Raw genomic sequence first — 25,363 nt, forward strand, 5'->3', positions numbered from 1 at the left:
TAAGTAAAGATTGTTTATGGATTGTCTACTAAATGCCATCTGTAGTGCTGAATTTATATGTTCCTCCCATTCAGTTCTTTCGAGATTTTGTTCACGCGAGCTATTTCAAGCTTTTGTTCACGAAGTGTTCCAGGATTCTGTCCATGAGTTCTTGATTGATTATCTTGCCTATCAGATGTGCTATTGTTGTGGCTCATTAGATCTCTAAGGTTTTGTTTGGTAAATAGCCTGCAAGCTTGGTCAGCTAACAGATAAAGTGCGAATAGGCCAGCGTTTACTACAATAACTATACCTAATAAATGTTTAAATGTTTTTCCTGTTATAATAGCAGCAAAATCTTTAGTTTATGAAAGTAAAAATTTGTATGTTTTTTGTAAAGTACTTTTAAACATAAATTATCTATATAAGAAGTTAATGTAATGTGTACTAGGTTAATTTTTTCAAAGCAAGTAAAGAAGATTAAAGATTGCTAATACGCATCCCTATCAAATTCATACTATAGATACTTATAAAGCATAATACTATTTGCTGAAAACCTTATTTGATAATATTGTTTTTTCATGCAGAAATTGTTAGGTATCCAATATAAATATTAACCAATGAAATATCTTTTACTAATTTTTATTACTTATATCTTATCTTCTTGTGTAGCTAGAGAAAAAAATTTGATTACGCCTAAGCTGAAAGCAAGAAAACAATTTGAGCGAGAGATTGCCCAAACTTATGGTAAAGAAAATGCACGTAATATCATCAAATATGATTTGTTAACTTTAAATGGAGATGGGTGCTTAATCAGCCCGCTTTTTACTAATGCGTATAGTCCATTAATTTCAGTTGATACTTATGAAAAGCACTTAAATGCGGCCAGAATTATACATCGTAATTTAAGTGAGGCTCAAAAGGCTGATAACTCTTATGCTAAGCTTACCTTGCTAGCCAACTTTTATAATCTTAATCATCATAAATTAAAAATTAATTCTACCAAAGCAAACCCCAAACAATATAGCTTAAAAAAGTTACTGAGATATGGTAACAAATTTAATAAAAAGCTTCGGTCTATACCAATAGTAGCTCCTTTACAAAATTTGCAAGTAAGCAGTAATTACGGTTTAAGAGTTCATCCTATTAATAAAACCAATAGCTATCATCATGGAATTGATCTTATCTCAAAGCATGATTATATTTATGCTGCTGGCGATGCTAAGGTGATATTTGCAGGAGATTCTAATGGATACGGTAATTTAGTTAAACTGTATCATGGGAATAATATTTATACTTATTATGCCCATCTTGCTAAAATTTATGTTACGAAAGGGGCATTAATTGGTGCAGGGCAAGTTATTGGCTTAATGGGTGCTACCGGTAATGCTGCAGGAAAACATTTGCATTACGAAGTGAGAGTTAAGGATAAAACAGTTAATCCTGCTTTTTTACTATATAAAAATTGCTAGGCTGTGTAAGTAAAATTTTATTAAAGTGTTTGGCCTAGCTATTTGGAGTTATATAAATTTTCTTATAAATCAACATACTTTTTTTATAAAAAATATACATAAAAACTTAAAGAATTATCCTTAAAACTTAATGAATAAAGTTGTTATTTCCTTATTGAATTTCAAAAATTATTTCAAATTTATAAAAAATATGTTACAATATTAAATATAATTAAAATTTAACGGTAAGTTATGCTAATTAATAGGCTCATATCATGGTTACTCGGAATGAAGCTCGCTATTTTTGATAGTAAGAATATAACACCCACTTACCCGGAGTACCAATGTATTCATGATAAAATGATGGCTAATATTAAGGATAAAGATGAATTAATAAAAATGAAAAATATAGAACACACTTCCCAAGATATCGAAAGCAATGAAAATAATAATGATGATGTTGTATATAATATATGTGGTACGCATACAATACATCAACAGATGATGAATGGGTATGATCCTTATGTAATAAATCCTAGTTATACACAAGGCTTACAAGTAATCATGGTTGAGGATATAGAGGTTTTACCTACCCATACTTCTGCAGAGTACTTATACTAGATTGTATTCGATTGTTGTATAATAATATCAAAGGTTGGTATTGCTAGCTTCTTTGTTAGGGTGCTTACACTAAATGATTTTGGATGGTGATTTTGCTACCTAAACTGGCTTGCATCCCTTAAGTAGTTTTAAGTGTTCTCCAGTGGCTCATCTGTTATTTGCTAAAACTCCTCTCTCATTTTTAAATGGTGCAATGGACCTGTTTGAAAACGGAAAGATAAGAGGAATTTTAGAAAAAATACAAATTATGAGTGAATTTTATTAAATATAAATTAGCACTACAGGCAAGCTTTAATATTAATAAGGTCCCCGCTTTGCTGGGTTGAAATTAAGTATAATATAGGTCTTAGCTAAGATTATGAGTAGCTTCTATTATTCGATTACAAGCCTCGGTTAAAAGCTCTTCGTTAGTAGCATATGAAATTCTAAAATATCCTTGTAGTCCAAATGCAATTCCGGGTACTACAGCAACTCGCGCTTCTTCAAGTAAATAAGTTGCAAAGTCATTACAGTTGTTAATTACATTACCTTTTGGAGTTTTTTTACCAAATAAAGTTTTACATTTTGGAAATACATAAAAAGCTCCAGTAGGCTTTAAACATTCAATGCCTGGGGCTTGGTTAAGCATTTCTACTACTAAGTTGCGTCGTTTGGTAAATGCTTTGCGCCATTCAATCATAAAATCTGTAGGTGAAGTGAGGGCTGCTACAGCTGCTGCTTGTGATATAGAAGAAGCATTAGAGGTTGATTGAGATTGAATGATTCCCATTGCATTAATTAATTCTTGGGGGCCTGCTCCATAACCAATGCGCCAGCCAGTCATTGAAAAAGATTTAGAAACGCCATTAATAGTAAGGGTGCGTTCGAAAATCCTTGGTTCCACCTGAGCAATAGTATTAAATTTGGTATCATCATAAACTAAGTGCTCGTAAATATCATCTGACATAACATAAACATGTGGAAACTCTAATAATACTTTTGCTAAGGATTTTAGTTCTTCATAAGTATAAGTGGATCCAGTTGGATTGCTTGGTGATACCAGAACTAACCATTTTGTTTTAGGAGTGATGGCGTGCCTTAACTGCTCTGGAGTGAGCTTAAAATGATTTTCTGTACTACATTCAACTATAACAGGTGTACCCTCAGCCAGTGTTACCATATCAGGATAAGATACCCAGTAAGGAGCAGGAAGAATAACTTCATCGCCAGGATTCAAACTAGCCATAAAAGCATTATAAAGAACTTGCTTCCCACCATTGCCAACTATTATTTGGTTAAGCTCGTATGTTAGGTTGTTCTCTCTTTTTAATTTTTCTTGAATTGCTTTTTTTAAAGCTGGGGTGCCATCAACATTGGTATATTTAGTATCGCCATTATTTATAGCACCTATAGCAAACTTTTTAATATGTTCTGGGGTGTCAAAATCAGGTTCACCTGCACTAAGACCTATGATATCAATTCCTTGAGCTTTCAGTTCTGCTGCTTTTTTACTAACAGCTAGGGTCGGAGAAGGTTTAATATTAGCAATACGGTTGGCAATAATGCTCATCTTAAATACTCTTTAAGTTAAATAATGTGAAAGCGGTTATTATAATACCTATTATAATAAAACTAATGCCGCTAAATTTTTTGATTGTGTTGATAGATATATATTTTGTAATAAAATCACCAGCATAAATTACTGGAACATTAACAATCATCATTCCTATAACAGATCCAATAACGATGCTAAGAATCTCATTATACTTCGCGCTAAGGGCCATGGTGGCAAGCATAGTTTTATCACCAATCTCAGATAGAGTGAAAATTATACTAGCGCTTAAAAATATGCCAAACGTGCTTTTAGTGGTGTTATTAATATTTTGCTTATCTTCCTCATCTTTTTCCAGAAGAACTAAAATACCCATTGCCACAAAAATTATGGCAGCAATATAGTTAACAATAAGCTCATTACTAATAAATTCACCCAGCTTGCTACCAATTAGCGAAGCTAAGAAATGGCTAATAAGAGATCCAACAATTAAAGCCAGAGTCAATATAAATGGTTTGCGATAATGGCTTGCTAATAGAAAGCAAAGAAGTTGTGTTTTATCGCCTAGTTCTGCTAAAGCGATGGTCCCAACTGAATAAAAAAATGCTTCCATTAATCGATATCTCTTTAAATTATTTTTTCTAATGTAGTAAAAAATCTATGATGTAAACTTAAATTGTGAACTCTAAGATAATCAACACCTTGCGAACTAAGATAGCTTGATACTGCTAAAGTTTCAATATCTCTTTCATGTGAAGCTAATTTTGTCAGTTTAGTAAAAAATGATTTGCGTGAATGGCCAACTAAAATTCTACAACCTAAGTTTTTAAAATTTTTTATTTCTTTTATTATTTGTAATGCTTGCGCAGGAGAATTACCAAATCCAAGACCTGGGTCAATAATTATGCGTTCAAAAGCTATATTGTTTTTTACCAGAGTAGCTATTTTCAATAGAAAAAATTTACTAATAACCTCAATAGGATTATGGTTAGTATCAATGATTTTTTGCTTATCAGGTGGGATCCCTAGATTGTGCATAATAATATAATCAACATTGGAGCTTGCAATAACTTCAATCATTTTAGGATTGTTTCCGCCTGATACATCATTAATATAGTGTACCCCTAAATTAATACCATACTCTGCTGTTTCTGGATGATAAGTATCAAGACTTATTTTAACATTATGTGTCGCAGCGAGTAGTTTTATATCAGGTAGAATGGGTGTTAATCTTGTTATTTCTTCTTGAGCAGTTAAAGCTACAGCTCCTGGTCTGGTAGATTCCGCTCCTATATCGATTGCATAGGCGCCGTTTTTAATTAGTTGTTCTGTATGAGTTAAAGCTTGATCATAATTTACAAACTTATTTCCATCGGAAAAAGAATCAGGCGTAAGATTAAGAATGGCAAAAAATTTAGTCATAAATCCTTAAATTTTAAATTAGGCAAAATTTCCTTTAAGGGAATTATTACAAAATCCCGCTTAAGCATTTCTTTGTGGGGTATTTGTAATTTGCCTTCATTAATTTGTAAATGATCATATAAAAGTATATCAATATCAATTATTCTAGGGGACCATTGTTGATAATTTTTTGTCCGGCCTAGTTGTTCTTCAATGTTTTTAATAAAATTTAAAAGCTCATGAGGGGGTAGGGTGGTTTGTCCTATTAATGCTATATTAAGAAAATCTTGCTCCCATTCTTTAGGGGCATTAGGTGGTAATAAAGCTTTATTATAAAGATAGGAAGAAACTTTTTGAATAGAAACCTTTTGTCTAAGCAAGCTAATTGCTTGAGCTATATTATATTCTAAATCCCCTAAGTTGCTACCTAAACCTAAAGCTATATTTGCCATCAATCTTCTATTAGACTAAAAGTTATTGGGTGATTATGCCCGCTTATAGGCGGATGAAGCTTTGAGATATGTAAGTTAATATTAAATTCGTTCGCCTGGTTGGTTTTTTTTAACATGCTATGTAAATTATATGCTAAATATTCTAAAGTGGAAAATATTTTTGATTTTAAAAAAGTAGTTACCTGAGTATAAATGGCATGATAACATATAGTATCATTAATATTATCACTCTCAAAAGCTTTTGGAGCAGTAAGAAGAATTATTTCTAAATCAATTTGAATAGGTTGAGAAATAGCGCGTTCTTGATTAGTGATCCCTATATGTAGATCTAAAATAATTTTATTGATAGTTATTTTATATTTGGTTTGATGCATTTATGAGTATAAAAAATTTTAAATTTGCTTTTAATAATTCTTTAAATATTTTTGCGCAAATTGCAAGCAGTTATGAACATTTATGCTTTCTATATTCAGGGCTTTATACTGAATTTTCTGGCAGATTCTCTTATTTAGCCTTTGGTTTAAAAAATATTGTTTATCCTACCAATTTTGATGAAGGGAATTTTAATCAGGCGGGAGATATACTAGATAGATATTATGGCTATTTTAGTTATGAAATGAAACATCAGGTAGAGAAAGTTTATACCCATACTGTCCCAAGTATATGTGAGATGCCTTTAGCGGCTTTTTTTCAATATAAAAATATTATTATATTTGATCATGTCCTAAATATGGCGGAATATTTTGGAACAGATGATTGGTTTTATCAGGAAACCCAAGAACCATTACCATCACCAGTTAAGACAAACAACCTATCTTCAAACATGACTAAGGAGCAATATCTTACCAATGTAGATTTAATTAAGACGCAAATTTTAAATGGTGAAGTTTATCAAGCTAATTTAACTAGAAAGTTCTATGGTGAATTTAAAATTTTTGATCCCGCTTCGGTGTTTATAACTTTAGCTAATATTAGTCCTGCCCCTTATTCGGCTTTTTTGAAATTTGAAGATAAGTGTTTAATTTCCAATAGTCCCGAACAGTTTGTAAAATTGGAACAAAATAAGTGTGAGGCTAGGCCTATCAAGGGAACTGCTAAAAGAATATTAGATGACGCAGTAAGGGATGAAATTGCTAAAGTGGAACTTAAAGCGTGTAGTAAAAACTGTTCGGAAAATCTAATGATTGTAGATTTAATGCGTAATGATTTTAACCGCAGTTGTATAGCAGGGTCGGTGCTGGTGCCAGAACTTTTTGAATGCACTTCTTATAAATACTATCATCACTTACATTCTACTATTATTGGGGAGTTGAAGAAGAATGTTTCTCCGATGAATTTTATTCAGCAGGCTTTTCCTCCTGGGTCTATGACTGGTGCCCCTAAAATTAATGCGATTAAAATTTGTGAACAATTAGAAAAAATAGACAGAGGTATATATGGCGGTATTATTGGCTGGTATCAACCACAAGCTGCTTTTGAATTTTCAGTGGTAATAAGAAGTTTAATTATTAATCGTAATTTATTTGAATTTCAGGTAGGAGGTGCGATTGTTATTGATTCTGATCCCATTTTGGAATATGAAGAAACTATGATAAAAGCAAAAGCTATCGCTACTACTTTGGGAATAGAAAATTTAATTGAAAAATTATAATCATATATCAAAAACTAATAAAAATTGCTTTTAGTTGAATTGTATAAACAAAATTAATAAATTGACTTTTATGTAAACTTGTTATAGGCATAGCAAGTTTACTAATAATGACAAGTGTTATGAATTATTTAATGGATATAGCGGCACAACATATGATAGCTTCTGAAAAGCAAAAAAATTTAATTGAAGTTTTAAAGATTAATAAACTTACGCCAAAAGACTTAAATGAACTTTGCGAAGCAACTATCATGACTATGAATGATCAAAAAGGATTTTCTATTGGTTTTGTTAAAGGCTATAACATTGAGCGTAACTTTTTAGAAAATTATTTTAAAGGTGTATTAGTGATGCCTGAGCGTAATTTATATGTAGCTAAATATGATGATGTAATTGCTGGTTCAATTCAGTTAGTAAAGCCGCATCCTGCACATGAAACGAAGCAGTTCGCTTGTTCACTGGATAATCACTTTGTGGTTCCATGGGCCAGAGGGCATGGTATTGCCAAAATGCTATTACAAATGTTAGAAAACGATGCTAAAAGCTCTGGCTTTAAAGTAATTAATCTAAGTGTAAGAGATAATAGAGCGGCTGCCATTAAGCTATATGAATCTATGGGATTTGTTAACTGGGGCAATTTACCATGTTATGAATATATTGACGGGAAGATGATTTCGGGTAAATTTTATTATAAAAACCTTGATTAAATTTGGATTAAAATGGCCATATACTCAAAAGACAATCCTTTTTATAAAATGATTACTGGGGAGATAAAAGTTAGCCCCGTATACGAAGATGATTTAGTACTGGCTATTAATGATCTTTATCCACAAGCTCCGGTGCATATTTTATTTATTCCTAAAGGGGAATATCTTTCCTTTGATGATTTTATAGTCAAAGCTAAAGCAGATGAGGTGGTAAATTTTTTTAAAATTATTCAGAAAATTGCTGTTGAAAAAGGTTTAAGTGAAAATGGTTATCGATTAGTTATGAACCATAAAGCCTCTGTGGGACAAAGCGTTTTTCATTTTCATGTCCATCTTTTATCAAATCTTGCATCTAAGCAAGCTGAATCCCATCTGGGCTTGAAATTATAATAATTTTTAATAACTAGCTGCTGTGCTATAATAGTGAATATTTATTAACTGATCTACCGAAAATTGAAATAAATGTACAAGAGTGATCAGGGAAAGAAAGCATTTATTGAAATAAATCAAAAAAGTACATTTTAATCTATATATGTTTATATATTTATCTTAAAGTGTGTGGTTATAGTATATTGGTTGATAAACAGGGTTTTTAAAATTTATGATTTTAGGATTAGGTACTGATATTGTTAATATCACGCGATTTGAAAGACTGCTGGATTCAAAATTATCATATAAGCTTGATAAGATTTTTACTCAACGTGAATTAGATTATTGTTTTCAAAAGTCAGCCTCTAGGTTGGTTGCTTCAAGCCTTGCTGCTAGGTTTGCTGCTAAAGAAAGTTTTGTTAAGGCTTTAGGTTGTGGATTTGGTAATGGAATTTATTTGACTAGCATTGAGGTGTTAAATAATGCTTTAGGTAAGCCTGAATTAGTTTATGATGCTCTGCTCCTCGGAAAGTTAATTGATATTTTGCAATGTAGGCAGTTTAAAACTCATATATCATTATCTCATGATTATCCGGCAGCTTATTCCACAGTAATTATTGAAAATATGTAGGTTGCGTGAAGGATGTTTTATTAAGATTATCTTAATTTGCATGATATAATATTGAAAAAATGTGAGATTTTTAACCGCTTCGCGGTTTCTCGGTTACCAAAATTAAATATACAACATAGCTGCTTAGAATATGAGCTATATACAAAGCTTGTTAGTTATAGACTTTTTATTAATATTCATTAAATTCAATTAAATTAATAGCTATATAATTACTAATAAGGAAAAAAGCTTAATTGAAATTTATCTTTCTTGCTGGCTCTGTTAATGTTATATATATGTTTTTAAAGGTAATAATGGTTGGTATGTTATGTTCTGGTTAAATTTTTATAAATTATTATGTAAGCAATTATTAAAAGCCTTCTTCTTATTTGTGATCGCATCAACAGTAAAAGTGTTATGGGATAATGTTAAAGAAGATGTTTTTCGCTTAACAGATAATTTCAAAGATTGGTGTATTGATAAAGTAAATAATAGTTCTGGCATAAAAGAAAGTAATGACATCTTATTATATTATTTTCGTGGTATCTTACTAACTATTTTACAAACGCTTAGCAGAAGGCTTGAATATTTGGCTCCTAAGGAGCTTACTTATGAAGAATATAGAGCTCAAGTTCCAATGCAAAGTCAATATTTTGCTCCAACAACTGTGCTAGAAAAGGCAGGAAATCAGGGTGAACCGCCGTCTTCACCACAAACGAAAGAAGCTATCTATGTGGTAAATGAAGGTGAATTGATGACTCCGCCGCATTCTCCACAAATTTATGCTAATTCTCCTGAAGATGTTACTCACGCAGAACAAGAAGAAGTTCTCCCGTATTTTGCTGAGTTTACTCCACCACGCACTACTATAAATAAAGCTGATACACCGCCGCATTCTCCACAAATTTCTGCTAATTCTTCTGAAGATGTTACTCACGCAGAACAAGAAGAAGTTCTCACGTTTGCTGGGTTTACTCCACCACGCACTACTATGCACACGCGATATGCGGGTACACCTGAGGTATTTAAGAACTATAGAAATCATATAGCTAGTTATAACTTTCCGGATATGACATAAAGTTGCAGTGAAAATATTTTGTAATAAATTTAAATAGTCTTTAACTAATATTATTCACTATAAGTATAGGAAGCTTATCTTTTCATAAGGCTGCATTCTTGTTTAACTTTATTGTGTAAAAAATAATAATTATCTCCTATGGTAAGAATTTAAATACTTGCATATTTATAAAAAATTATTAAATTTATTTAGCCGAAATTTAATAATTTTTAAATTCAACCAATTTAAAATTTATAACGTTCAAACCATGAAATTTAGTACCATGAAGTTAAGTGATTTTGATTTTGAGCTGCCGGAGGGCCTAATTGCCAAGCACCCGACCGAGCCACGTGATCAATGTAAAATGTTAGTTGTTGATAATGATCATTTTGATGATAAAAAATTTTATGAGCTACTAAATTACGTTAATGCTGGAGATGTAGTAGTATTTAATGACACTAAGGTTCTTCCCTCTTATTTAAAAGCCTATAATAATAATGGCGCATTAATTAATATCAATTTGCATAAATATAAAAACGATCTTATTTGGGAAGCTTTTGTAAAGCCTGCTAAAAGAGTAAGAGTCGGAGAGAAGTTAGTTGTTGCAGATGATTTTGTTTTTGAAATCACAGCGAAGGATGATGGCGGTATTGTTTATTTAAAAACTAACTATGATACTAAGGAGTTTTTTAATAAGCTGGATTATTATGGTAAGATGCCGATACCTCCTTATATTAAACGGGAGGTGGAAAGTGGAGATGAACAGAATTATCAAACTGTTTATGCCAAATTTAGTGGATCAGTTGCTGCTCCAACTGCCGGCCTACATTTTACTGATGATTTGCTTAAGCGGTTAGTAGAAAAAGGCGTGAGTTTAGAGTATGTGACGCTGCATGTGGGAGCCGGAACTTTTATGCCGGTAAAAGTTGATCATATTAAAGATCATGTAATGCATAGCGAATATTGTGAAATTTCCTTTGCTACCGCTAACAAAATAAACCAAGCGAAAGCTAATGGAAATAAGATTATTGCCGTAGGAACTACTACGCTTAGAACTCTTGAAAGTGCAGTTGATAAAGATGGTTTGGTTAGAAGTTTTTGCGGGAATACCAATATTTTTATTACTCCTGGCGCGAAGATTAAATCTGCTGATATGTTAATTACTAATTTTCATTTACCTAAATCTACTTTATTGATGCTGGTAAGCGCCTTTTGTGGATATAATAATATTATCAATGCTTATAAACATGCTATTAATAATCAATATAGATTTTTTTCATACGGTGATGCTTGCTTGTTATTCAAAGCTTAGCTTTAAGTAAGGTTACTAATATTATTATTGGCATTATCGCATTTTATCATATACTTCCCAATGTTGTACAAATTACCTTTTGAAATATTTTAAAAGTTGAGTTTTAAAAAGCTACTAAACACAATTTATATTTAACTTCTTTTTGTTTAAATTTAATCTTAAAAATTTATGACTCTTAAATTTGAATTGCTTAAAACCTTAAAAATTGGCCAATTTATAGCAAGGCGTGGCAAGCTGCACACCAAGCATGGAATAATTGATACTCCAACCTTTATGCCTGTAGGTACGCAAGGAACAGTCAAAGCAATGACTGTAGATATGCTTCAAGCTACTAATGCTCAAATTATTCTTGGTAATACTTATCATCTAATGTTAAGGCCGGGGGTAGAAAGAATTAAAGAACTTGGAGGTTTGCATCAATTTTCTAATTGGCATGGGCCTATTCTAACGGATTCTGGTGGGTTTCAGGTGATGTCACTCAGCAAATTGCGTAAGATTAATGAAGAGGGTGTAACATTTAATTCGCATATCGATGGCTCTAAACATTTATTAACTCCAGAAAAATCAATGCAAATTCAGCATGCTCTCGATAGTAATATTACTATGAGTTTTGATGAATGCACGCCTTATCCTGCTACTTTTGATCAAGCTAAAATTTCTATGGAACTTTCTATGCGTTGGGCCGGGAGATCACGAGATGCATTTTTTGATCGGGATGGTTATGGCATTTTTGGAATTGTGCAGGGTTCAATTTATCCTGAGTTGCGTGAAACTTCTGCTAAATCCTTGTTAGATATAGGATTTGATGGTTATGCTGTAGGCGGCCTTGCTGTGGGTGAAGGGCAGGAGCTAATGTTTAAAACCTTAAAATATACTACGCCAATATTACCCGAAAATAAGCCTAGATATTTAATGGGTGTAGGAAAGCCTGGTGATTTAGTTGGAGCAGTAATGCATGGTATTGATATGTTTGATTGTGTAATTCCCACTCGCTCCGGACGTAATGGTCAGGCTTTTGTAAGAGGCGGTACTATTAATATTCGAAATAGTAAATATGCACTTGACCAAACTCCGTTAGATCAAGACTGTAGTTGTTACACTTGTAGCAATCATACTAAAGCTTATTTACATCATTTAGTGAGAGCCGGGGAAATATTAGGCGCGATGCTGATGACATGGCATAATATCTTTTTCTATCAAGATTTGATGCAAGCGATGAGGAATGCTATTGAGCAAGAAGATGAAGCATTTTTCGTACAAAACAATTTTACTAATTTACAACTGACTGATTTATCTTAATAAAAACCAATAAGTTAACAAAATATTAAGTTTAAAAAGCAAGTTTAATCATTAATTAATGTTAAATTTTTATTATAAGTACTTGATTTAACAGGGATCTTAGTGGTTTGATTTTTGATTAAAATGCCTTAATTTACGGTTTATAAGAAAAATTAATTTATTTAATTTTGTATATATAAAGGTAAATCTATGAGTATTTTTGGAAGAAGTTTTCACTGTCATGATGAATTGGAGTTAGATAAAACTCATGCGCTATGGCGAGCGGTTATAAATGAAGCTATCAATGATTTATTAAACCCTTTCCAATCATATGAAGCGATAAATAATAAAAAGGCAGTTATTGACTGGGTAAATAAAAATGAACAAGATTTTAATTTTATTTGCGGCTTAGCTGGCATTAATCCAAAATTTATGAAAAAAGTATTTTCAGAGTTAATTGCTACCGTCAGATCAAAAAAATTTAAGGAATATAGCAAAACCAAGCGAAAAACTAACGCTAGTTTTAAAAAGAATTGGTGCCAGGCAAGAAAAATGCATAAGTAGGGTAACTGTAGCTTTTTCACTTAACTAGCTTATAGATGATATTATTTTTTATAATGGAAATTATACTGCGTAATCTAAGTTAATAAATCAGAATTATGATATTTGGGCCGGATAATCTCCGGCCTTTTTATTTTGTAATCTATAATCAAATAAAGCGTTGAATGTGCAAGATCAATGCTTAGCTAAACGTTTTAATATCCGCCAGTTACTTTACTATTTTTAACTTTATGATAATGTTATTTTGTATTAATAATGAATTAGGAGAGCTTGCTATGAGCCATATTACTGAAGTACCGAAAGAGATATTTGCCCATCATATTTTTAGCTATTTTGATCAGAAGGAATTGATTAATAATATTGCTTTGAAAAATTCTTTATTTCAGCAAGGAACAGGATATAAATATACTGAAACTATTAGACCTATTAAAATAAGTAACTTAGAAGTATTTGACCTTGCAGCTATTAAAACTGATATTATTCAATCAATCAATGCATTGGACATTGGGCAAGCTGAAAAGCGACAAAAAAAAGATTTAATCAAAAAAATTTGGGACCAGCTGATAAAAGGTGAAGTTGCTCAGGATGCAGATTTAGCAAATATAAAGGCTATTTTTGATGGAAATATTATTTTTCAAGAGGAGGTTACTAAGAAACTACAATCTTTATTGGTTAAATTATATCCGAACTTTAAAATAAATATTGAGGTTACCTATAAGAATATTAGTTCAATAATTAATGCAATTAACCAAGATGTTAACTTTGCTGATAGCCTAGCTAGAATAGTACAAATGCTTGATAGAAATGATTTTAATAATAATTTTAATCAGTATGAATGGAAACGGAATGTGTTACAGCTGATTTCAATTTTACCTCAATGTAGCAATTTACAATCATTGAATCTAATTTATAATGGAATGGAAGCAGAGGATGCCAAAGCTTTAGCAGAAGTGTTGCCCAGTACTAATATACATAGCCTTGATTTAAGTAGAAACAACATAGGAGCAGATGGCACTACAGCTTTAGCAGGAGCACTGCCACATACTAACATACATAGCCTTAAATTAAGTAGAAACAACATAGGAGCGGGGGGCGCTACAGCTTTAGCAGCAGTGCTGCCTGATACTAACATACATAGCCTTGATTTAAGTAATAACAATATAGGAGAAGATGGTACGATAACTTTAGCAGAGGGTGTTATAGCTTTAGCAAAAGTACTGCCTCGTACTAATGTACATACCATTAATTTAGGTGATAACGACCTAAGAGTAGGTGGCGCTAGAGCGTTAGCGGATGTGCTGCCTCAGTGTGGTAACTTACATAATCTTTATTTATCTGGTAACAAGATAGGAGATGAAGGTGCTAGTGCTTTAGCAGCAGTGCTGCCCCATACTAAGTTATATATCTTATCTTTACATGGTAATCTGATAGGAGATAAGGGTGCTATATATTTAGCAGCAGTTCTATCTCGTATTAATAAGTTACATAGCTTTACGCTAAGTAATAACAACATAGGAGTAGCTGGTGTTAGTGCTTTAGCACGAGTGTTGTCTCAGTGTACTAACTTACAAACCATTGATTTCTATGGTAACCTGATAGGAAAGGATGGTGCTAGCGCCTTAGCTGCGGTACTACCCCATGCTAACACTAACAACATATGTAGCTTTGATTTAGGCTATAATCTGATAGGAGAAGAGGGAGCAAGAATATTAGGTGAGGCTATTGGTAAAGTAGCAAATTGTAAAATTATCGTTACTTTTACTGGTCATGATGAACGTACCGCTTATGCTGAGCGGCGAGCTTTCGAGCAAGCGAGAAAAGAACAACATCAAATTTTACAGCAGCAAGAAGCAGAGCGCCAAAGACAAACTGAAGCAGAATTACAGCTACAAGCAGAGCAACAACATCAGCAAATTTTACAGCAGCAAGAAGCAGAGCACCAAAGACAAGCTGAAACAGAATTACAGCTACAAGCAGAGCAACAGCAAGCGTTACAGCAGCAAGAAGCAGAGCGCCAAAGACAAACTGAAGCAACACAGGTAAGCAAACTATTACCTACCAAGCTTTCAGAACGAGTAAAAACCATCTATAATCATCCGGTTGCTCAAACTGCTTTAAAGATAATGCTGGGAATAGTTGGCTTAGGCGCTTGTATTGCGGTTGTTTGCTATTTATCGAGTAACCATAAAGCTAATATTTTTAAATCTATCGAGAATAAGCTGAGTTTCCTTACTCCTTCTATTCCGATATTGAGCCAAGGTATAGAGCAGAATAAGGGCTTTGTATCAAAACTTACTACTCAAGCTAGAATTTTTATAGGCTATAATAGTTAGCCACATAAAATGCGCTAAAACTCATATCTAAGTTTAAGGATAAGGGAAGAGTTACGGTATTTATTTTTAAGATCAGTAGAGGTGGTAAGGTTAAACTTAAGATTATGACGATCATGAATATCTAAAGAAGCGGCGATGGTATAAGTATCTTTAGCAGTCTTAGCAGATCTTAGGGTTTCTTTAAACAATTCACCGGCATTGGTAAGGTATGAAGTGCTGCTAGATTGAGTGCTGGTAAGATCACGTTTATAGGCCAGGTTAATAGATGGAATTAGATCTAAGCTGTTGGTTTGATATTTGCTAAGCTGTAATTTAGTGCCTAAAGTTACTGCACCTATATCGGTAGTTTTTTTATCATAACTTCTGCCAAAGCTGCTAGCTGTTTCACTGTAAGCCGGTTGGTCAAGCAGTTGGTAGTTTATGCCTAAGCTTGGCATCAACTTATAATCATTACGGCTGTACGCAATAAAGCTTGCTTTGCCGCTCAGTGCATAATTTTTCACTCTATATTTGCCTTTGGCTATTTCATTAAATGGCTTTTGGGTTAAGGTTTCAGCGACGGCATAACCATAAGAAGCTACTAAATCAAGTTTAACTTTATCTGTTAAATGAGAGCCGTAAAGATTCATTTGATTGGCCCTGGTATAAAGCTTATCGCCTAGTTTGAGATTTTTAAAGTGAGTGTTGGTTCTGCTGGTAGCTATGGCGATACCTAATAAAGTATGTTCATTAACATTGCGGTCATAACCAAATATTTTTACCTCACCCCGTTCCCGATAACCACTGTCACCATGGTTTTCAGTTTGCTTAACATAGTGATTAATGCTTTGTACCCAGATTCCTGCATTCTGAAGATATTGATTAGCACTGCTAAGCTTAGCAGAGCTAAAGAAACTATCCTCTTCAAAAGAGCGGCTGTTGAAGTTATATTTAGCAGTGCTTATAAAATTGTTAGCTATATTAAAATTGTTATTACCAAGATTATTTTCCAGCCTGGTAGAAACTACATTAAATATGTTGGTGCTGATATCTTTGATAGCGCCTATGGTTCTATCGGTAGTATTAATAGCAACTTTATTGACAAAATTGCTTAAGGCCTCGCCGGTATAAGCAGCAGCCATTTCAATTTTTTCAATAAAACTATTATCAACGGATGAGCGGTAAGCTGTATCACTAATTAATTTGCTATAGACATTATCTAATATTTGAGCAGAAGAGCTGACTGAGTAAGTATTAGTAGTTACACTAGTAAAGTTACTAGGGGCAGCGCTAATGGTAATGCTATAGATGTTAGCATTTTTAGTTACTGCATCGATCATATATTGGCCTAAATTATTGAGGGTAATATAATTATTTTTAAGATCAGCTAAAGAAATGTTATTAGCGCTATTATCTAGCACGTTACCATCTACCTCGAGTAAATCATAATTACCGGTGATAAGCAGGTTAGGATTAGCACGATCAATCATGATTGTTGCGTTCTTTCTTAAAGTGAGATCTCCCGTCACTTTAAGCCTACCTAAGCTGGTGGTAGTTGTAGCTCCAATACAGCTTTTGATTTGAGCCGCGGCAGTATTAGCTGCATCTAGATTACCATCAATAGTAAGTAGATCAGAACTGGTGCTGCCTAAAGCTAAATTACCGCTTAAATTCACATTATTCTCGATAGTTCTAGCACCCAAACTGTTTAAAGTGGCAGTTGAAGTAATATTGGTATTATAGGCATAAATATTGGCGTTTAGGTTTGTATCTCCTGTTAATTCCAGATGCTTAAGTCGAGCCCCGTTAGCGGCAATATCATTGTTGATGTTAGTTGCTCCTAAGAAGTTCAAAGTAGCATTATTATCGGTAGTAGTAACTATGCCAGCTATATTTTTACTTGGTGCAATATTAGCTGTACCATCGGCAGTAAAATTAAGATTACCGCTAATATTACCATTAAAATTGGAAACATTAGCGCCGCTATTAATAGTTTGAGCAAATATATTACCATCATAGGTAGTATTAAACCCTGTACCACCGGTTACGGTTTTTAAAGCAGCCCCACTTGCTCCAATGTTACCAGTTACCGTGGTGGCAGCTCCGCTTAAGGTTAAGGTACCTGTATTATCAGTATTGCTAGTAATGTCACTATCAATATTTGCTCCGTTTACAATCAAGCTGTTATCAGCTTTGATAATAGTATTTGTTGCATATAAATTTCCGGTAACGGTAGTATTGCCATTTTCTGCTGCTTCAAATAGTTTAATTTTGTTAGTAGCATCACCGATGCTTTGACTAAGATTGCCACCCTTCATAACAAATGAGCCGATATTGTTACTTGCAGCCAGAACTCCGCCGGTTAGATTATAACCATTGCTTATTTCGGCGATACCGTCAGCGCTAAAATTCAGGGTGCCTGTAACGTTACCATTAAAGTTAGCAGTACCTGCGTCAATATTTATTGTATCTGCAGTAACTGCGTTGCTAAAATTAGCAATTTTAGTAGCATTTCCTGCGGTTATAAGCTTTAAAGCATTAATAGCACCGATAGTGCCGGTAACTGTGCCATGACCTGTTACATTAAGAGTACCAGTGCTTATAGTAACAGTATCAATAGCGCTATCAATGGTAGTATCACTTAGATTAATAATACCATCACCCGTAAAGCTAATATTACCACCCGTGATAGTAACATGGTTGTTAAAAGTAGAAGTGCCTGACCCGTGAGTTATGTTAGAGCTGGCTACTGTACCATTCAATATATTAGTTTTAGTAACAGCGCCGGTTGTGATTAACTTGAGCCGATTAGTAGCCCCTATGTTATCGGTAATAGTAGATGATTCAATTAGATTAAATACGCCGGTATTGGCAGTATTAGTAGTTACAGTTCCTGTTAATGTAGATCCTGCCATGTTGGCCGTACCATCGGCAGTAAAATTAAGATTACCGCTAATATTACCATTAAAATTGGAAACATTAGCGCCGCTATTAATAGTTTGAGCAAATATATTACCATCATAGGTAGTATTAAACCCTGTACCACCGGTTACGGTTTTTAAAGCAGCCCCACTTGTTCCAATGTTACCAGTTACCGTGGTGGCAGCAGCTCCGCTTAAGGTTAAGGTGCCTGTATTATCAGTATTGCTAGTAATGTTACTCTCAATATTTGCTCCGTTTACAATCAAGCTGTTATCAGCTTTAATAATAGTATTTGTTGCATATAAATTTCCGGTAACGGTAGTATTGCCATTTTCTGCTGCTTCAAATAGTTTAATTTTATTAGTAGCATTACCGATGCTTTGACTAACACTGCCGCCTTTCATAATAAATGAGCCGATATTGTTACTTGCAGCCAGAACTCCGCCGGTTAGATTATAACCATTGCTTATTTCGGCGGTACCGTCTTGGCTAAAATTAACGTTATTAGTACCAGTTGCACCTAAATTGGCACCTTGCTGCATTATAAGCCTACCAACACCATCAATCCCCACGGATAGTGCATTTATCGCTTGGTTAAAAGTTGTAGTGCCGCTATTATGGGTTATACTTACTTGTTCTATTTTAGCACCCATGGCATTGGTTATGGTGGCTGTAGATGCTCCTGTAAAAATGATCTTTCCTTTATCTGCATGAGAATTGATTATTCTGCCTGCAGTTAAATTGGAAGAAATGGTAAGCCTCGGACTAAGATCAGTTGCGATCCATGTCCAAAGATGTAATTGGTCGTATAATTTTATGCTACCTGTTAAATTTAAAAAGCCATAATTAGGATCGGTTGTTCTACGGATCTCCAATGACTTTGCTTCTATTGTTGTGTTGGTTACACCTAAATTATTTATTGCATATTGTGAAGGAGCTAAATTAACCCCACTATTTTGTCTAATAATCAAGGCAGTTCCATCTACAGCCACTCTTCCTTTTATATTGTTCATATAAGAATTTGATGCCCCATTCTCTGGACCGAAGAGAACTTGGCAGTTAAGGCAGCTATTACCGGTATCCATACTACCGTCTAATACTAAATCTGTTGCCAGGTTTAAAGTTCTCTGTGGACTAAAAGATTTATTAGTACCAGCTAGTGACAGATGATTTAAAGGAACTGTAGAAGTGCCTATGTGTCCCCAATTGGTAAAACCTTCCCTAGCCCAGATAGCTGCAGTATTAGGAGTATGGGTAGCAAATGCTTGGTTACCTTCAGAGCTAGCATTGAACGAATAACCGGTAGTATCAATTAAGAAATGATCTGTAATTCCCCAGCTTGAATCAAAAGCTAGCGTATGGCTAGTAGTAAATGAGCCTATTGCTGTATTTAAGGTTTGACCACCAAAATCAGAAGTGCTGTTATGAGTACCTTTAGTCATGGTGATGGCAGCTAAAGAAGAAGGTATTGCGTTTAAATAAAACACAACGGTTAAGGCCAATAGTAGCTTATTCTTCAGCTTCATTGTAAATATATATCATTCAAGTAAATTAATATATTAATAATATAGTAACATAAGTGTTTGAAATATAAAAGTTAAATAATTAGCTTTTTAAAGAGGTTGAAAAATAGATACTAATAAAAGTCAGGGGTCTAAATATATTATATAAATAAATTAAATTGATATTACCTAATTACGATTAATCCACCCCCCGCCAAGTACTAAGTCGTTATCATAGAAAACACACGCCTGCCCAGGAGTTATAGCCCTTTCAGGAGAAAATAATTTAACTTCGGCTGAGAATTCACTGGTTGGCTTAATGTTAGCAAATGCGCCTTTATGAGTGGACCTTAATTTAATAAAAGCATTAAATTCTGGTTGGTTGGCAAAATCTTGCTCACCAATCCAGTTAATATCTCGGATAGTAAAGGTGGTTTTGCTTAAAAATTCCTCTGGGCCCACAATAACTTCGTTATTGTTAGGATCAATCTTTACTACATATAATGGTCTTTCATTGCCGCCAATGCCTAAACCTCTTCTTTGTCCTATAGTATAGTTCACAATACCATTATGCTTTGCAATAATATTACCGTTAGTATCAACAATATTGCCAGGATTAAAGGCTTCAGGGCGTGATTTGCGGATGACATTTGCATAATCGCCATTAGGAACAAAGCAAATATCTTGGCTATCAGGTTTATCGGCGGTAATTAGATTAAATCTTTTAGCATGGATCCTAGTTTCCTCTTTTGTTAGATGGCCTAATGGAAAATAAGTGAAATCCAATTGTTCTTTAGTGGTGGCAAATAAGAAGTAACTTTGGTCTTTACTATGGTCTAAAGCACGTTTTAAGTTAGGTTGGTTATTAATATATTCTTTTTGAATATAATGGCCGGTAGCAAGTGCATCTGCTCCTAAATCTTTAGCCACTTTAAGTAAATCACGGAATTTGACTGATTGGTTACATTTAACACAAGGAATTGGAGTTTCACCTCTTAAGTAACTTTCGGTAAAATCATTAATTACTGATTCTTTAAAAAGGCTTTCGTAATTTAAGACATAATGAGGGAAACCTATAGTATCAGCCACCATCTTCGCATCATAAATATCTTGCCCAGCACAACATGCCCCTTTTTTTTCAAGAGTTATGCCTAAATCGTATAATTGTAGAGTGATACCAATCACTTGATAGCCTAGTTCATGAAGTAATGCAGCTACTGTAGAGCTATCCACACCACCTGACATAGCAACTACTACTTTAGTGTCTTGAGGAGATTTAGATAGATTAAAATTGAAAGAATAAAACATATTAAAATTAAGTTAAAAATATAAATGATTTGGTGTATTTTGTAATATAAATTTTTGAATTTTTCAATATCAAATTAATTTTTATAATAATTAACATAGCAAAAAACTAAAGTGATAGCCAAATTAAGCTCAATTTGGTTACTTCATCCTCAAATATCTTTTTGTCTCACCAACCTCTTGATTGATTAGTGTAGAAAAGAGTAAGTTTTTTCTAATAACTAATAAGGATCAGCAGTATAGATAAATTTCATGCTACAATAAGGACAGTTTATTTCGTTTGTTTCACCTATCTCAAGATAAATTTTTGGATGCCCTATAGCTTCATCTTCACCTTCGCACCATATTTCTTTTGAGGTGGTATTTTTTACTTGCTCTTCTTTAAACATCTTAACCCATTAAATAACAATTTTATTATTATGATAATGACAATTCTCACTGACTAATTCAATAAAAATATCAGTTAATTCATCTGGATGGGGTAAAGTATTAATATCAATTCCTGGAGCTATTTTCTTTGCAAGGTTCGTTGCAGCTTGCTTAATTTCTACAATATTTACTTTAAATGCTGGGTTTGTAACTTCTAATGCATAGATTTCAATCATTCTTTGAAATGCAAGTTTAGAAATTTGATAAGCTCCAAAATAGGCTTGAGGGCTTCTTATGCGATAATCACTGACAGCCACTAGCCGTGGAGATGATGAGTTTTTAAATAGAAATTCTAAACCAGATAATAAATAAAAATTGGCATGAAGGTTGGTATTAAAAGTTTCGTGCCATAATTTAGGGGAGTAGTGAGTGATAGGCATTAATTCACCTAACATTGCAGCGTTAAGAATTAGTCCATCTAATTTGCCAAATTTTTTATATAAATTTTCAGCAAGGCTAGGAATCATATCGAAATTGGTTTGATCAAAATTTATTAATATCGGAGCAAACGAGTTGTTAACTTCTTCTATTAAGCTTGCAGTTTTTTCTAATTCTTTTAAATTTTTATCAGCAATAATTAATCTAGCACCAGATATTGCAAGCTTTTTACAAATGCTTCTACCAATTCCACCTGCAGCACCGGTTACTAAAATTATTTTATCCTTAGGCATAATTTGAATATAATTTTTAAAATTATTTAATAGAAACATGATAAGCTATTTATATAAAAACTAAAGCTTTAAATGTTTGCTGCTGAAACTTCTTGTTTAAACAAAGTTTATTGACTGATTTTAGATTTAATATACTGTAAAAACACTGGAAAATTCAGGCGCTTAGGATAATAAATTAAAGTTAAAATTTAAAATTTTTTTGTATATTTTAAATGAAAGAAACTTTGCCAGCTTTTTAATATATATTTTTCCCGTATAAGTGAAATTTTATTGATAACAAAACAAAGATATGTATAATATGTTAATGTATTAATGCTTAATTAGAAATGTTACTGATTGAACGATTTGAAGAGCAAAAAATAAACCTTATGACCATTGTTATATTAATGATGGCAGGCTATTTCTTTTATCATGCCTTCTTTGGTAATTTAGGTTATGTTTCTTTAAAAAGTTTGTATAATGAATATCATGTGTTGGCTAATAAATATGATGAAATTAAAGCCGAAAAAATGATACTCGAGCATAAAGTTAATCATATGCAAGCTGCCTCATTAGATATTGATTTAAGTGAGCAGCAAATTAGAGATGTATTAGGATTTGCTGATCCTCGTGAACAAATTATTATTATCAAAAAAGATGATTAAAAACCTCTTTTTAATATTATCTGCCTTTTTTTTTATAATTAATAACAGTATAGCCAAAAAAGATTTGCCGGTTCCACGTTTTGCGAGCATTAAATCAGGGCATGTAAATGTTAGAACAGGACCTAATGTAAGATATCCGATAAAATGGGTGTTTATTGAAAAAAATGAGCCGATTGAAGTAATTGCTGAGTTTGAACAATGGCGAAAAATAAAAGATATTGAGGCCCAAGAAGGTTGGGTTCATGAATCAATGCTTACCGGTAAAAGATTTGCAATTATTACCTCTTCTAATACTCAGATTATTTATAAAAATCCTGATATTACCTCGTATAAAATTGTTAAGATTGAATCTAAAGTTAGAGTTAGACTTGATAAATGCAAGCTTGACTGGTGCCGTATTAATGTTAATGATTATCAAGGTTGGATTAAAAAAGATTTTTTATGGGGTGTATATAAAAATGAAGAATATAAATAACTTGCTAAAGTTGATAGTGTTAATGCCCTTGTTATTGGTAGGCTGCTCTAGTAATATAGAAATACCCAAGTTTAATGCTATTAATAACAGTACTTTTCCTAAGTATAATTTTGATGCTTCAAAAGTTGTTATTAATTTTAATCAAGCTGCAAGCCATTCAAATGACATCTCAAATGAAGCTCCAGTCTCGTTAGAAAGCTCTTTACGCTCTTGGGTAAATAGCAATATCTCTGCCGATAATTATAATTCACCATATTATTTAAAATTATCAGTTATAGATGCGTTTATTACGGAAAAGAAATTGCCAAGCAGCACTTCATGGAAAAATAAACTAGGTAGACCTCAAGATGTTGAGTATAAAGCTAAGCTTGCAGTAAACTTTGAGTTATACGAAGTAAATAATGTAATACCCATTGCTGAAATGAAGGTTTCAGTCAAAGGTGAACAAACTTTAAATAGTGGCGATTCATTAGCTGATAAACAAAAGCTTTTAGATGAACTAGTTAGAAAGATGTTTAAAGATTTTGTAAAAATTACGGATAATAATATTTATAATTATTTAGGTAAATTCTTGCGTTAAATTTGTTTTAGATAATTTATTAGTGCGGGCAATACATACAATTGTTACTGTTTGGGCGCCATGATTTTTTAAAATTTTGGCTGCCTCGCTTACAGTGCTACCGGTAGTAATCACATCATCAACTAGCAAAATATGTTTATTTTTAATTAAATTTTGATATTTTGTATTAATCTTAAAGCAATCATAAATATTTTTTTCCCGATCTAAAAAACTTAGCTGATTTTGTGGCTTGGTATGTTTTTTTCTTACTAGCAGTGATTTACATGGTAATTGTAATTTATTGCCAAGATATTGAGCAATTAATCCTGATTGGTTGAATTTCCTAGTTAATAATCTTCTGATATGCAATGGTATAAAAGTTATAACATCTATATTATTGATGTTAAGTTGTTTTAAACGGGATAAAAGCAGGCTGCTAAAATACTGAGATAAATAAGTATGGTCCTTATATTTATAATTTAAAACCAGCTTTTTAACCTGATCAGAATAAAAAAACAAAGCAATTACTTGGTTATAATAAGGCCGATTTTTATTGCAGCGTTTGCATAATCTTTCTTCATCCCATGTTAAATGATCAATAAAGTCGCTGCATATTACACATACGTTGTTGCCAATATGTTCTATTTTTTGCCAACACTTACTGCATAATGCATTGCTTGTTAAAGTATATTCTTGGCATGAAAGACATTTGGGTGGAAAGGTTAGGTTGATAAATTTAGAAAAAATTTGTATAAAGAAATTATAAAATTTTAATTGTTTAAATTTAGTGCTCATTTTTAATCGTCAGTCCTTCTTTTTACATAGATATAGAGCGCTTAAAAATTTTGATCAATATGATTTCCTAATAAAAGAAGTAGCTTTTAATATTATTGATCGGTTATTTGATTTTGAAAAAACTTTTGATATCTGTGTGGATATCGGAGCCAGAAAAGGCTATTTTAGAAATTTAGTGGGCCATAAGGTTCTTAATTTAATTGAAACAGAATATGGAGAATCCAACCTTTCTGCTAATTCAGGTGTTAACATCTCAAAAATAGTTACAGATGATGAAGTATTGCCATTTGCAAATATTGATTTAATCCTTTCTAACCTCAATTTACATTTTGTAAATGATTTGCCTGGAGCGTTAGTTCAAATTAAGCATGCTTTAACTCCGGGTGGTATTTTTATTGGTACTATGTTTGCTCATCCCACATTAAGCATCTTAAAAGAAGCAATGCTCGAATATGAGTTAAATAAATATAATCAAGTAAGTCCGCATATTATTCCTATGGTCGATTTAACTCAAGCGGCAAGCTTGCTTCAGCGGGCGGGATTTGCTATGCCGGTAGTAGATTCATTTGAAATTCAAGCGGAATATGATTCTCTTTTAGGACTTTTTAAAGATTTAAAAGGTATGGGTGAGACAAATATACTGAAAAAAATGAAAAACTATGGACTTAGCAAAGATTCGCTGTTAGAAATAGAACAAATTTATCGTAAGCTTTGTGATGGCAAAATTATTGCCAATTTTGAAATTTTAACTCTTACAGGTTTTAGATCTTAA

Annotated in this window: 27 protein-coding genes; 16 read left to right on the forward strand and 11 right to left on the reverse strand. The window is 32.8% G+C overall.

Features of this window, described 5'->3' with window-relative positions; all coding sequences use genetic code 11:
- Positions 1-53: 53 nt before the first annotated feature.
- Complete coding sequence (locus tag EF513_RS07940) at positions 54-197, reverse strand: hypothetical protein (protein ID WP_164503855.1); 144 nt, start codon at positions 195-197, stop codon at positions 54-56.
- A 402-nt stretch (positions 198-599) separates the two neighbouring features.
- Here EF513_RS07940 and EF513_RS06570 point away from each other — a divergent pair, with 402 nt between their 5' ends.
- From EF513_RS06570 to EF513_RS08105, 3 genes are all read left to right on the forward strand, one after another.
- Positions 600-1,451, forward strand: coding sequence for a M23 family metallopeptidase (locus tag EF513_RS06570; RefSeq protein WP_125216601.1), 852 nt, complete (start codon positions 600-602; stop codon positions 1,449-1,451).
- 267 nt (positions 1,452-1,718) lie between these two features.
- Positions 1,719-2,051 (forward strand): hypothetical protein, encoded by a 333-nt coding sequence (locus EF513_RS06575; RefSeq protein ID WP_125216602.1) that lies wholly within the window; start codon positions 1,719-1,721, stop codon positions 2,049-2,051.
- Positions 2,052-2,193: 142 nt separating this feature from the next.
- Positions 2,194-2,316, forward strand: coding sequence for a hypothetical protein (locus EF513_RS08105; RefSeq protein ID WP_277592620.1), 123 nt, complete (start codon positions 2,194-2,196; stop codon positions 2,314-2,316).
- Between the two features lie 81 nt (positions 2,317-2,397).
- On the opposite strand, the gene EF513_RS06580 is transcribed toward EF513_RS08105, so the two are convergent.
- From EF513_RS06580 to EF513_RS06600, 5 genes are read right to left on the reverse strand one after another with little or no spacing between them, the layout of a single operon-like run.
- A complete protein-coding gene (locus EF513_RS06580) occupies positions 2,398-3,600 on the reverse strand; it encodes a pyridoxal phosphate-dependent aminotransferase (RefSeq protein ID WP_125216603.1) in 1,203 nt (400 codons plus the stop codon).
- 1 nt (position 3,601) lies between these two features.
- Complete coding sequence (locus EF513_RS06585; RefSeq protein ID WP_125216604.1) at positions 3,602-4,195, reverse strand: TMEM165/GDT1 family protein; 594 nt, start codon at positions 4,193-4,195, stop codon at positions 3,602-3,604.
- Between the two features lie 14 nt (positions 4,196-4,209).
- Positions 4,210-5,004 carry a dihydropteroate synthase gene (gene folP / locus EF513_RS06590; protein ID WP_125216605.1) on the reverse strand — a complete coding sequence of 265 codons (795 nt, stop codon included), beginning with the start codon at positions 5,002-5,004 and terminating at the stop codon, positions 4,210-4,212.
- Positions 5,001-5,435, reverse strand: a complete 435-nt coding sequence (gene folK, locus EF513_RS06595; RefSeq protein ID WP_125216606.1) for a 2-amino-4-hydroxy-6-hydroxymethyldihydropteridine diphosphokinase — start codon at positions 5,433-5,435, stop codon at positions 5,001-5,003. Before folK ends, folP begins: the two co-directional genes overlap by 4 nt.
- Positions 5,435-5,809 carry a dihydroneopterin aldolase gene (locus EF513_RS06600; protein ID WP_125216607.1) on the reverse strand — a complete coding sequence of 125 codons (375 nt, stop codon included), beginning with the start codon at positions 5,807-5,809 and terminating at the stop codon, positions 5,435-5,437. The genes folK and EF513_RS06600 overlap by 1 nt, the downstream gene beginning before the upstream one ends.
- Before the next feature lie 2 nt (positions 5,810-5,811).
- Here EF513_RS06600 and EF513_RS06605 point away from each other — a divergent pair, with 2 nt between their 5' ends.
- The 9 genes from EF513_RS06605 (at position 5,812) to EF513_RS06645 (ending at position 15,310) form a co-directional block, all read left to right on the forward strand.
- A complete protein-coding gene (locus tag EF513_RS06605) occupies positions 5,812-7,086 on the forward strand; it encodes an anthranilate synthase component I family protein (protein ID WP_125216608.1) in 1,275 nt (424 codons plus the stop codon).
- Positions 7,087-7,193: 107 nt separating this feature from the next.
- Positions 7,194-7,790: a GNAT family N-acetyltransferase gene (locus EF513_RS06610; RefSeq protein WP_125216609.1), complete on the forward strand. Its 597-nt coding sequence runs from the start codon at positions 7,194-7,196 to the stop codon at positions 7,788-7,790.
- A gap of 12 nt (positions 7,791-7,802) precedes the next feature.
- Entirely contained in the window at positions 7,803-8,180 is a 378-nt protein-coding gene (locus tag EF513_RS06615; protein WP_125216610.1) for an HIT domain-containing protein, read from the forward strand.
- Positions 8,181-8,391: 211 nt separating this feature from the next.
- Positions 8,392-8,790 carry a holo-ACP synthase gene (acpS, locus tag EF513_RS06620; RefSeq protein ID WP_125216611.1) on the forward strand — a complete coding sequence of 133 codons (399 nt, stop codon included), beginning with the start codon at positions 8,392-8,394 and terminating at the stop codon, positions 8,788-8,790.
- Positions 8,791-9,097: 307 nt separating this feature from the next.
- Entirely contained in the window at positions 9,098-9,847 is a 750-nt protein-coding gene (locus EF513_RS06625) for a hypothetical protein (RefSeq protein ID WP_125216612.1), read from the forward strand.
- 247 nt (positions 9,848-10,094) lie between these two features.
- A complete protein-coding gene (queA, locus tag EF513_RS06630) occupies positions 10,095-11,138 on the forward strand; it encodes a tRNA preQ1(34) S-adenosylmethionine ribosyltransferase-isomerase QueA (protein ID WP_410528573.1) in 1,044 nt (347 codons plus the stop codon).
- Positions 11,139-11,306: 168 nt separating this feature from the next.
- Positions 11,307-12,437: a tRNA guanosine(34) transglycosylase Tgt gene (tgt, locus tag EF513_RS06635; protein ID WP_125216613.1), complete on the forward strand. Its 1,131-nt coding sequence runs from the start codon at positions 11,307-11,309 to the stop codon at positions 12,435-12,437.
- Positions 12,438-12,626: 189 nt separating this feature from the next.
- Entirely contained in the window at positions 12,627-12,980 is a 354-nt protein-coding gene (locus tag EF513_RS06640; protein WP_125216614.1) for a hypothetical protein, read from the forward strand.
- A 272-nt stretch (positions 12,981-13,252) separates the two neighbouring features.
- Entirely contained in the window at positions 13,253-15,310 is a 2,058-nt protein-coding gene (locus tag EF513_RS06645; protein WP_164503856.1) for a leucine-rich repeat domain-containing protein, read from the forward strand.
- Positions 15,311-15,324: 14 nt separating this feature from the next.
- Here the strand turns inward: EF513_RS06645 and EF513_RS06650 are convergent, their stop codons facing one another.
- The 4 genes from EF513_RS06650 to EF513_RS06665 form a co-directional block, all read right to left on the reverse strand.
- A complete protein-coding gene (locus EF513_RS06650) occupies positions 15,325-19,653 on the reverse strand; it encodes an autotransporter domain-containing protein (protein WP_164503857.1) in 4,329 nt (1,442 codons plus the stop codon).
- A gap of 249 nt (positions 19,654-19,902) precedes the next feature.
- Entirely contained in the window at positions 19,903-21,021 is a 1,119-nt protein-coding gene (gene mnmA / locus EF513_RS06655) for a tRNA 2-thiouridine(34) synthase MnmA (RefSeq protein ID WP_125216617.1), read from the reverse strand.
- Positions 21,022-21,239: 218 nt separating this feature from the next.
- Positions 21,240-21,407 (reverse strand): zinc-finger domain-containing protein, encoded by a 168-nt coding sequence (locus EF513_RS06660; RefSeq protein WP_125216618.1) that lies wholly within the window; start codon positions 21,405-21,407, stop codon positions 21,240-21,242.
- Between the two features lie 9 nt (positions 21,408-21,416).
- On the reverse strand, positions 21,417-22,157 hold the full coding sequence (locus EF513_RS06665) for an SDR family NAD(P)-dependent oxidoreductase (RefSeq protein WP_125216619.1): 741 nt from the start codon (positions 22,155-22,157) through the stop codon (positions 21,417-21,419).
- A gap of 287 nt (positions 22,158-22,444) precedes the next feature.
- Between EF513_RS06665 and EF513_RS06670 the strand changes: the two genes are divergently transcribed.
- Genes EF513_RS06670 through EF513_RS06680 form a run of 3 tightly spaced genes read left to right on the forward strand, consistent with a single transcriptional unit; the run spans position 22,445 to position 23,817 of the window.
- Positions 22,445-22,762 carry an FtsB family cell division protein gene (locus tag EF513_RS06670; RefSeq protein WP_125216620.1) on the forward strand — a complete coding sequence of 106 codons (318 nt, stop codon included), beginning with the start codon at positions 22,445-22,447 and terminating at the stop codon, positions 22,760-22,762.
- Positions 22,755-23,237, forward strand: a complete 483-nt coding sequence (locus tag EF513_RS06675; protein ID WP_125216621.1) for an SH3 domain-containing protein — start codon at positions 22,755-22,757, stop codon at positions 23,235-23,237. Before EF513_RS06670 ends, EF513_RS06675 begins: the two co-directional genes overlap by 8 nt.
- Positions 23,221-23,817: a hypothetical protein gene (locus tag EF513_RS06680; protein WP_125216622.1), complete on the forward strand. Its 597-nt coding sequence runs from the start codon at positions 23,221-23,223 to the stop codon at positions 23,815-23,817. Before EF513_RS06675 ends, EF513_RS06680 begins: the two co-directional genes overlap by 17 nt.
- Here the strand turns inward: EF513_RS06680 and EF513_RS06685 are convergent.
- The gene (locus EF513_RS06685; RefSeq protein ID WP_125216623.1) at positions 23,797-24,591 is read right to left on the reverse strand and encodes a ComF family protein; all 795 of its coding nucleotides are present in this window, start codon (positions 24,589-24,591) and stop codon (positions 23,797-23,799) included. The genes EF513_RS06680 and EF513_RS06685 overlap by 21 nt on opposite strands.
- On the opposite strand from EF513_RS06685, the gene EF513_RS06690 reads away from it, so the two are divergent.
- On the forward strand, positions 24,584-25,363 hold the full coding sequence (locus EF513_RS06690; protein ID WP_125216624.1) for a methyltransferase domain-containing protein: 780 nt from the start codon (positions 24,584-24,586) through the stop codon (positions 25,361-25,363). The genes EF513_RS06685 and EF513_RS06690 overlap by 8 nt on opposite strands.

Origin of the sequence: Rickettsiales endosymbiont of Stachyamoeba lipophora, from assembly GCF_003932735.1 — a bacterium.
Taxonomy (GTDB): domain Bacteria; phylum Pseudomonadota; class Alphaproteobacteria; order Rickettsiales; family 33-17; genus RICK01.

What these genes read in the sequence shown, in the direction of transcription:
- tgt (WP_125216613.1), top strand. Translation starts at nt 11,307, where the DNA reads ATGACTCTTAAATTTGAATTGCTTAAAACCTTAAAAATTGGCCAATTT.
- EF513_RS06605 (WP_125216608.1), top strand. Translation starts at nt 5,812, where the DNA reads ATGAGTATAAAAAATTTTAAATTTGCTTTTAATAATTCTTTAAATATT.
- EF513_RS06685 (WP_125216623.1), bottom strand. Translation starts at nt 24,591, where the DNA reads ATGAGCACTAAATTTAAACAATTAAAATTTTATAATTTCTTTATACAA.
- EF513_RS06675 (WP_125216621.1), top strand. Translation starts at nt 22,755, where the DNA reads ATGATTAAAAACCTCTTTTTAATATTATCTGCCTTTTTTTTTATAATT.
- EF513_RS06570 (WP_125216601.1), top strand. Translation starts at nt 600, where the DNA reads ATGAAATATCTTTTACTAATTTTTATTACTTATATCTTATCTTCTTGT.
- EF513_RS06650 (WP_164503857.1), bottom strand. Translation starts at nt 19,653, where the DNA reads ATGACTAAAGGTACTCATAACAGCACTTCTGATTTTGGTGGTCAAACC.
- EF513_RS06680 (WP_125216622.1), top strand. Translation starts at nt 23,221, where the DNA reads ATGAAGAATATAAATAACTTGCTAAAGTTGATAGTGTTAATGCCCTTG.
- acpS (WP_125216611.1), top strand. Translation starts at nt 8,392, where the DNA reads ATGATTTTAGGATTAGGTACTGATATTGTTAATATCACGCGATTTGAA.
- EF513_RS06660 (WP_125216618.1), bottom strand. Translation starts at nt 21,407, where the DNA reads ATGTTTAAAGAAGAGCAAGTAAAAAATACCACCTCAAAAGAAATATGG.
- EF513_RS06670 (WP_125216620.1), top strand. Translation starts at nt 22,445, where the DNA reads ATGTTACTGATTGAACGATTTGAAGAGCAAAAAATAAACCTTATGACC.
- mnmA (WP_125216617.1), bottom strand. Translation starts at nt 21,021, where the DNA reads ATGTTTTATTCTTTCAATTTTAATCTATCTAAATCTCCTCAAGACACT.
- queA (WP_410528573.1), top strand. Translation starts at nt 10,095, where the DNA reads ATGAAATTTAGTACCATGAAGTTAAGTGATTTTGATTTTGAGCTGCCG.
- EF513_RS07940 (WP_164503855.1), bottom strand. Translation starts at nt 197, where the DNA reads ATGAGCCACAACAATAGCACATCTGATAGGCAAGATAATCAATCAAGA.
- EF513_RS06585 (WP_125216604.1), bottom strand. Translation starts at nt 4,195, where the DNA reads ATGGAAGCATTTTTTTATTCAGTTGGGACCATCGCTTTAGCAGAACTA.
- EF513_RS06600 (WP_125216607.1), bottom strand. Translation starts at nt 5,809, where the DNA reads ATGCATCAAACCAAATATAAAATAACTATCAATAAAATTATTTTAGAT.
- EF513_RS06610 (WP_125216609.1), top strand. Translation starts at nt 7,194, where the DNA reads ATGACAAGTGTTATGAATTATTTAATGGATATAGCGGCACAACATATG.
- EF513_RS06665 (WP_125216619.1), bottom strand. Translation starts at nt 22,157, where the DNA reads ATGTTTCTATTAAATAATTTTAAAAATTATATTCAAATTATGCCTAAG.
- EF513_RS06640 (WP_125216614.1), top strand. Translation starts at nt 12,627, where the DNA reads ATGAGTATTTTTGGAAGAAGTTTTCACTGTCATGATGAATTGGAGTTA.
- EF513_RS06645 (WP_164503856.1), top strand. Translation starts at nt 13,253, where the DNA reads ATGAGCCATATTACTGAAGTACCGAAAGAGATATTTGCCCATCATATT.
- EF513_RS06580 (WP_125216603.1), bottom strand. Translation starts at nt 3,600, where the DNA reads ATGAGCATTATTGCCAACCGTATTGCTAATATTAAACCTTCTCCGACC.
- folK (WP_125216606.1), bottom strand. Translation starts at nt 5,435, where the DNA reads ATGGCAAATATAGCTTTAGGTTTAGGTAGCAACTTAGGGGATTTAGAA.
- EF513_RS06615 (WP_125216610.1), top strand. Translation starts at nt 7,803, where the DNA reads ATGGCCATATACTCAAAAGACAATCCTTTTTATAAAATGATTACTGGG.
- EF513_RS06575 (WP_125216602.1), top strand. Translation starts at nt 1,719, where the DNA reads ATGAAGCTCGCTATTTTTGATAGTAAGAATATAACACCCACTTACCCG.
- EF513_RS06625 (WP_125216612.1), top strand. Translation starts at nt 9,098, where the DNA reads ATGTTCTGGTTAAATTTTTATAAATTATTATGTAAGCAATTATTAAAA.
- folP (WP_125216605.1), bottom strand. Translation starts at nt 5,004, where the DNA reads ATGACTAAATTTTTTGCCATTCTTAATCTTACGCCTGATTCTTTTTCC.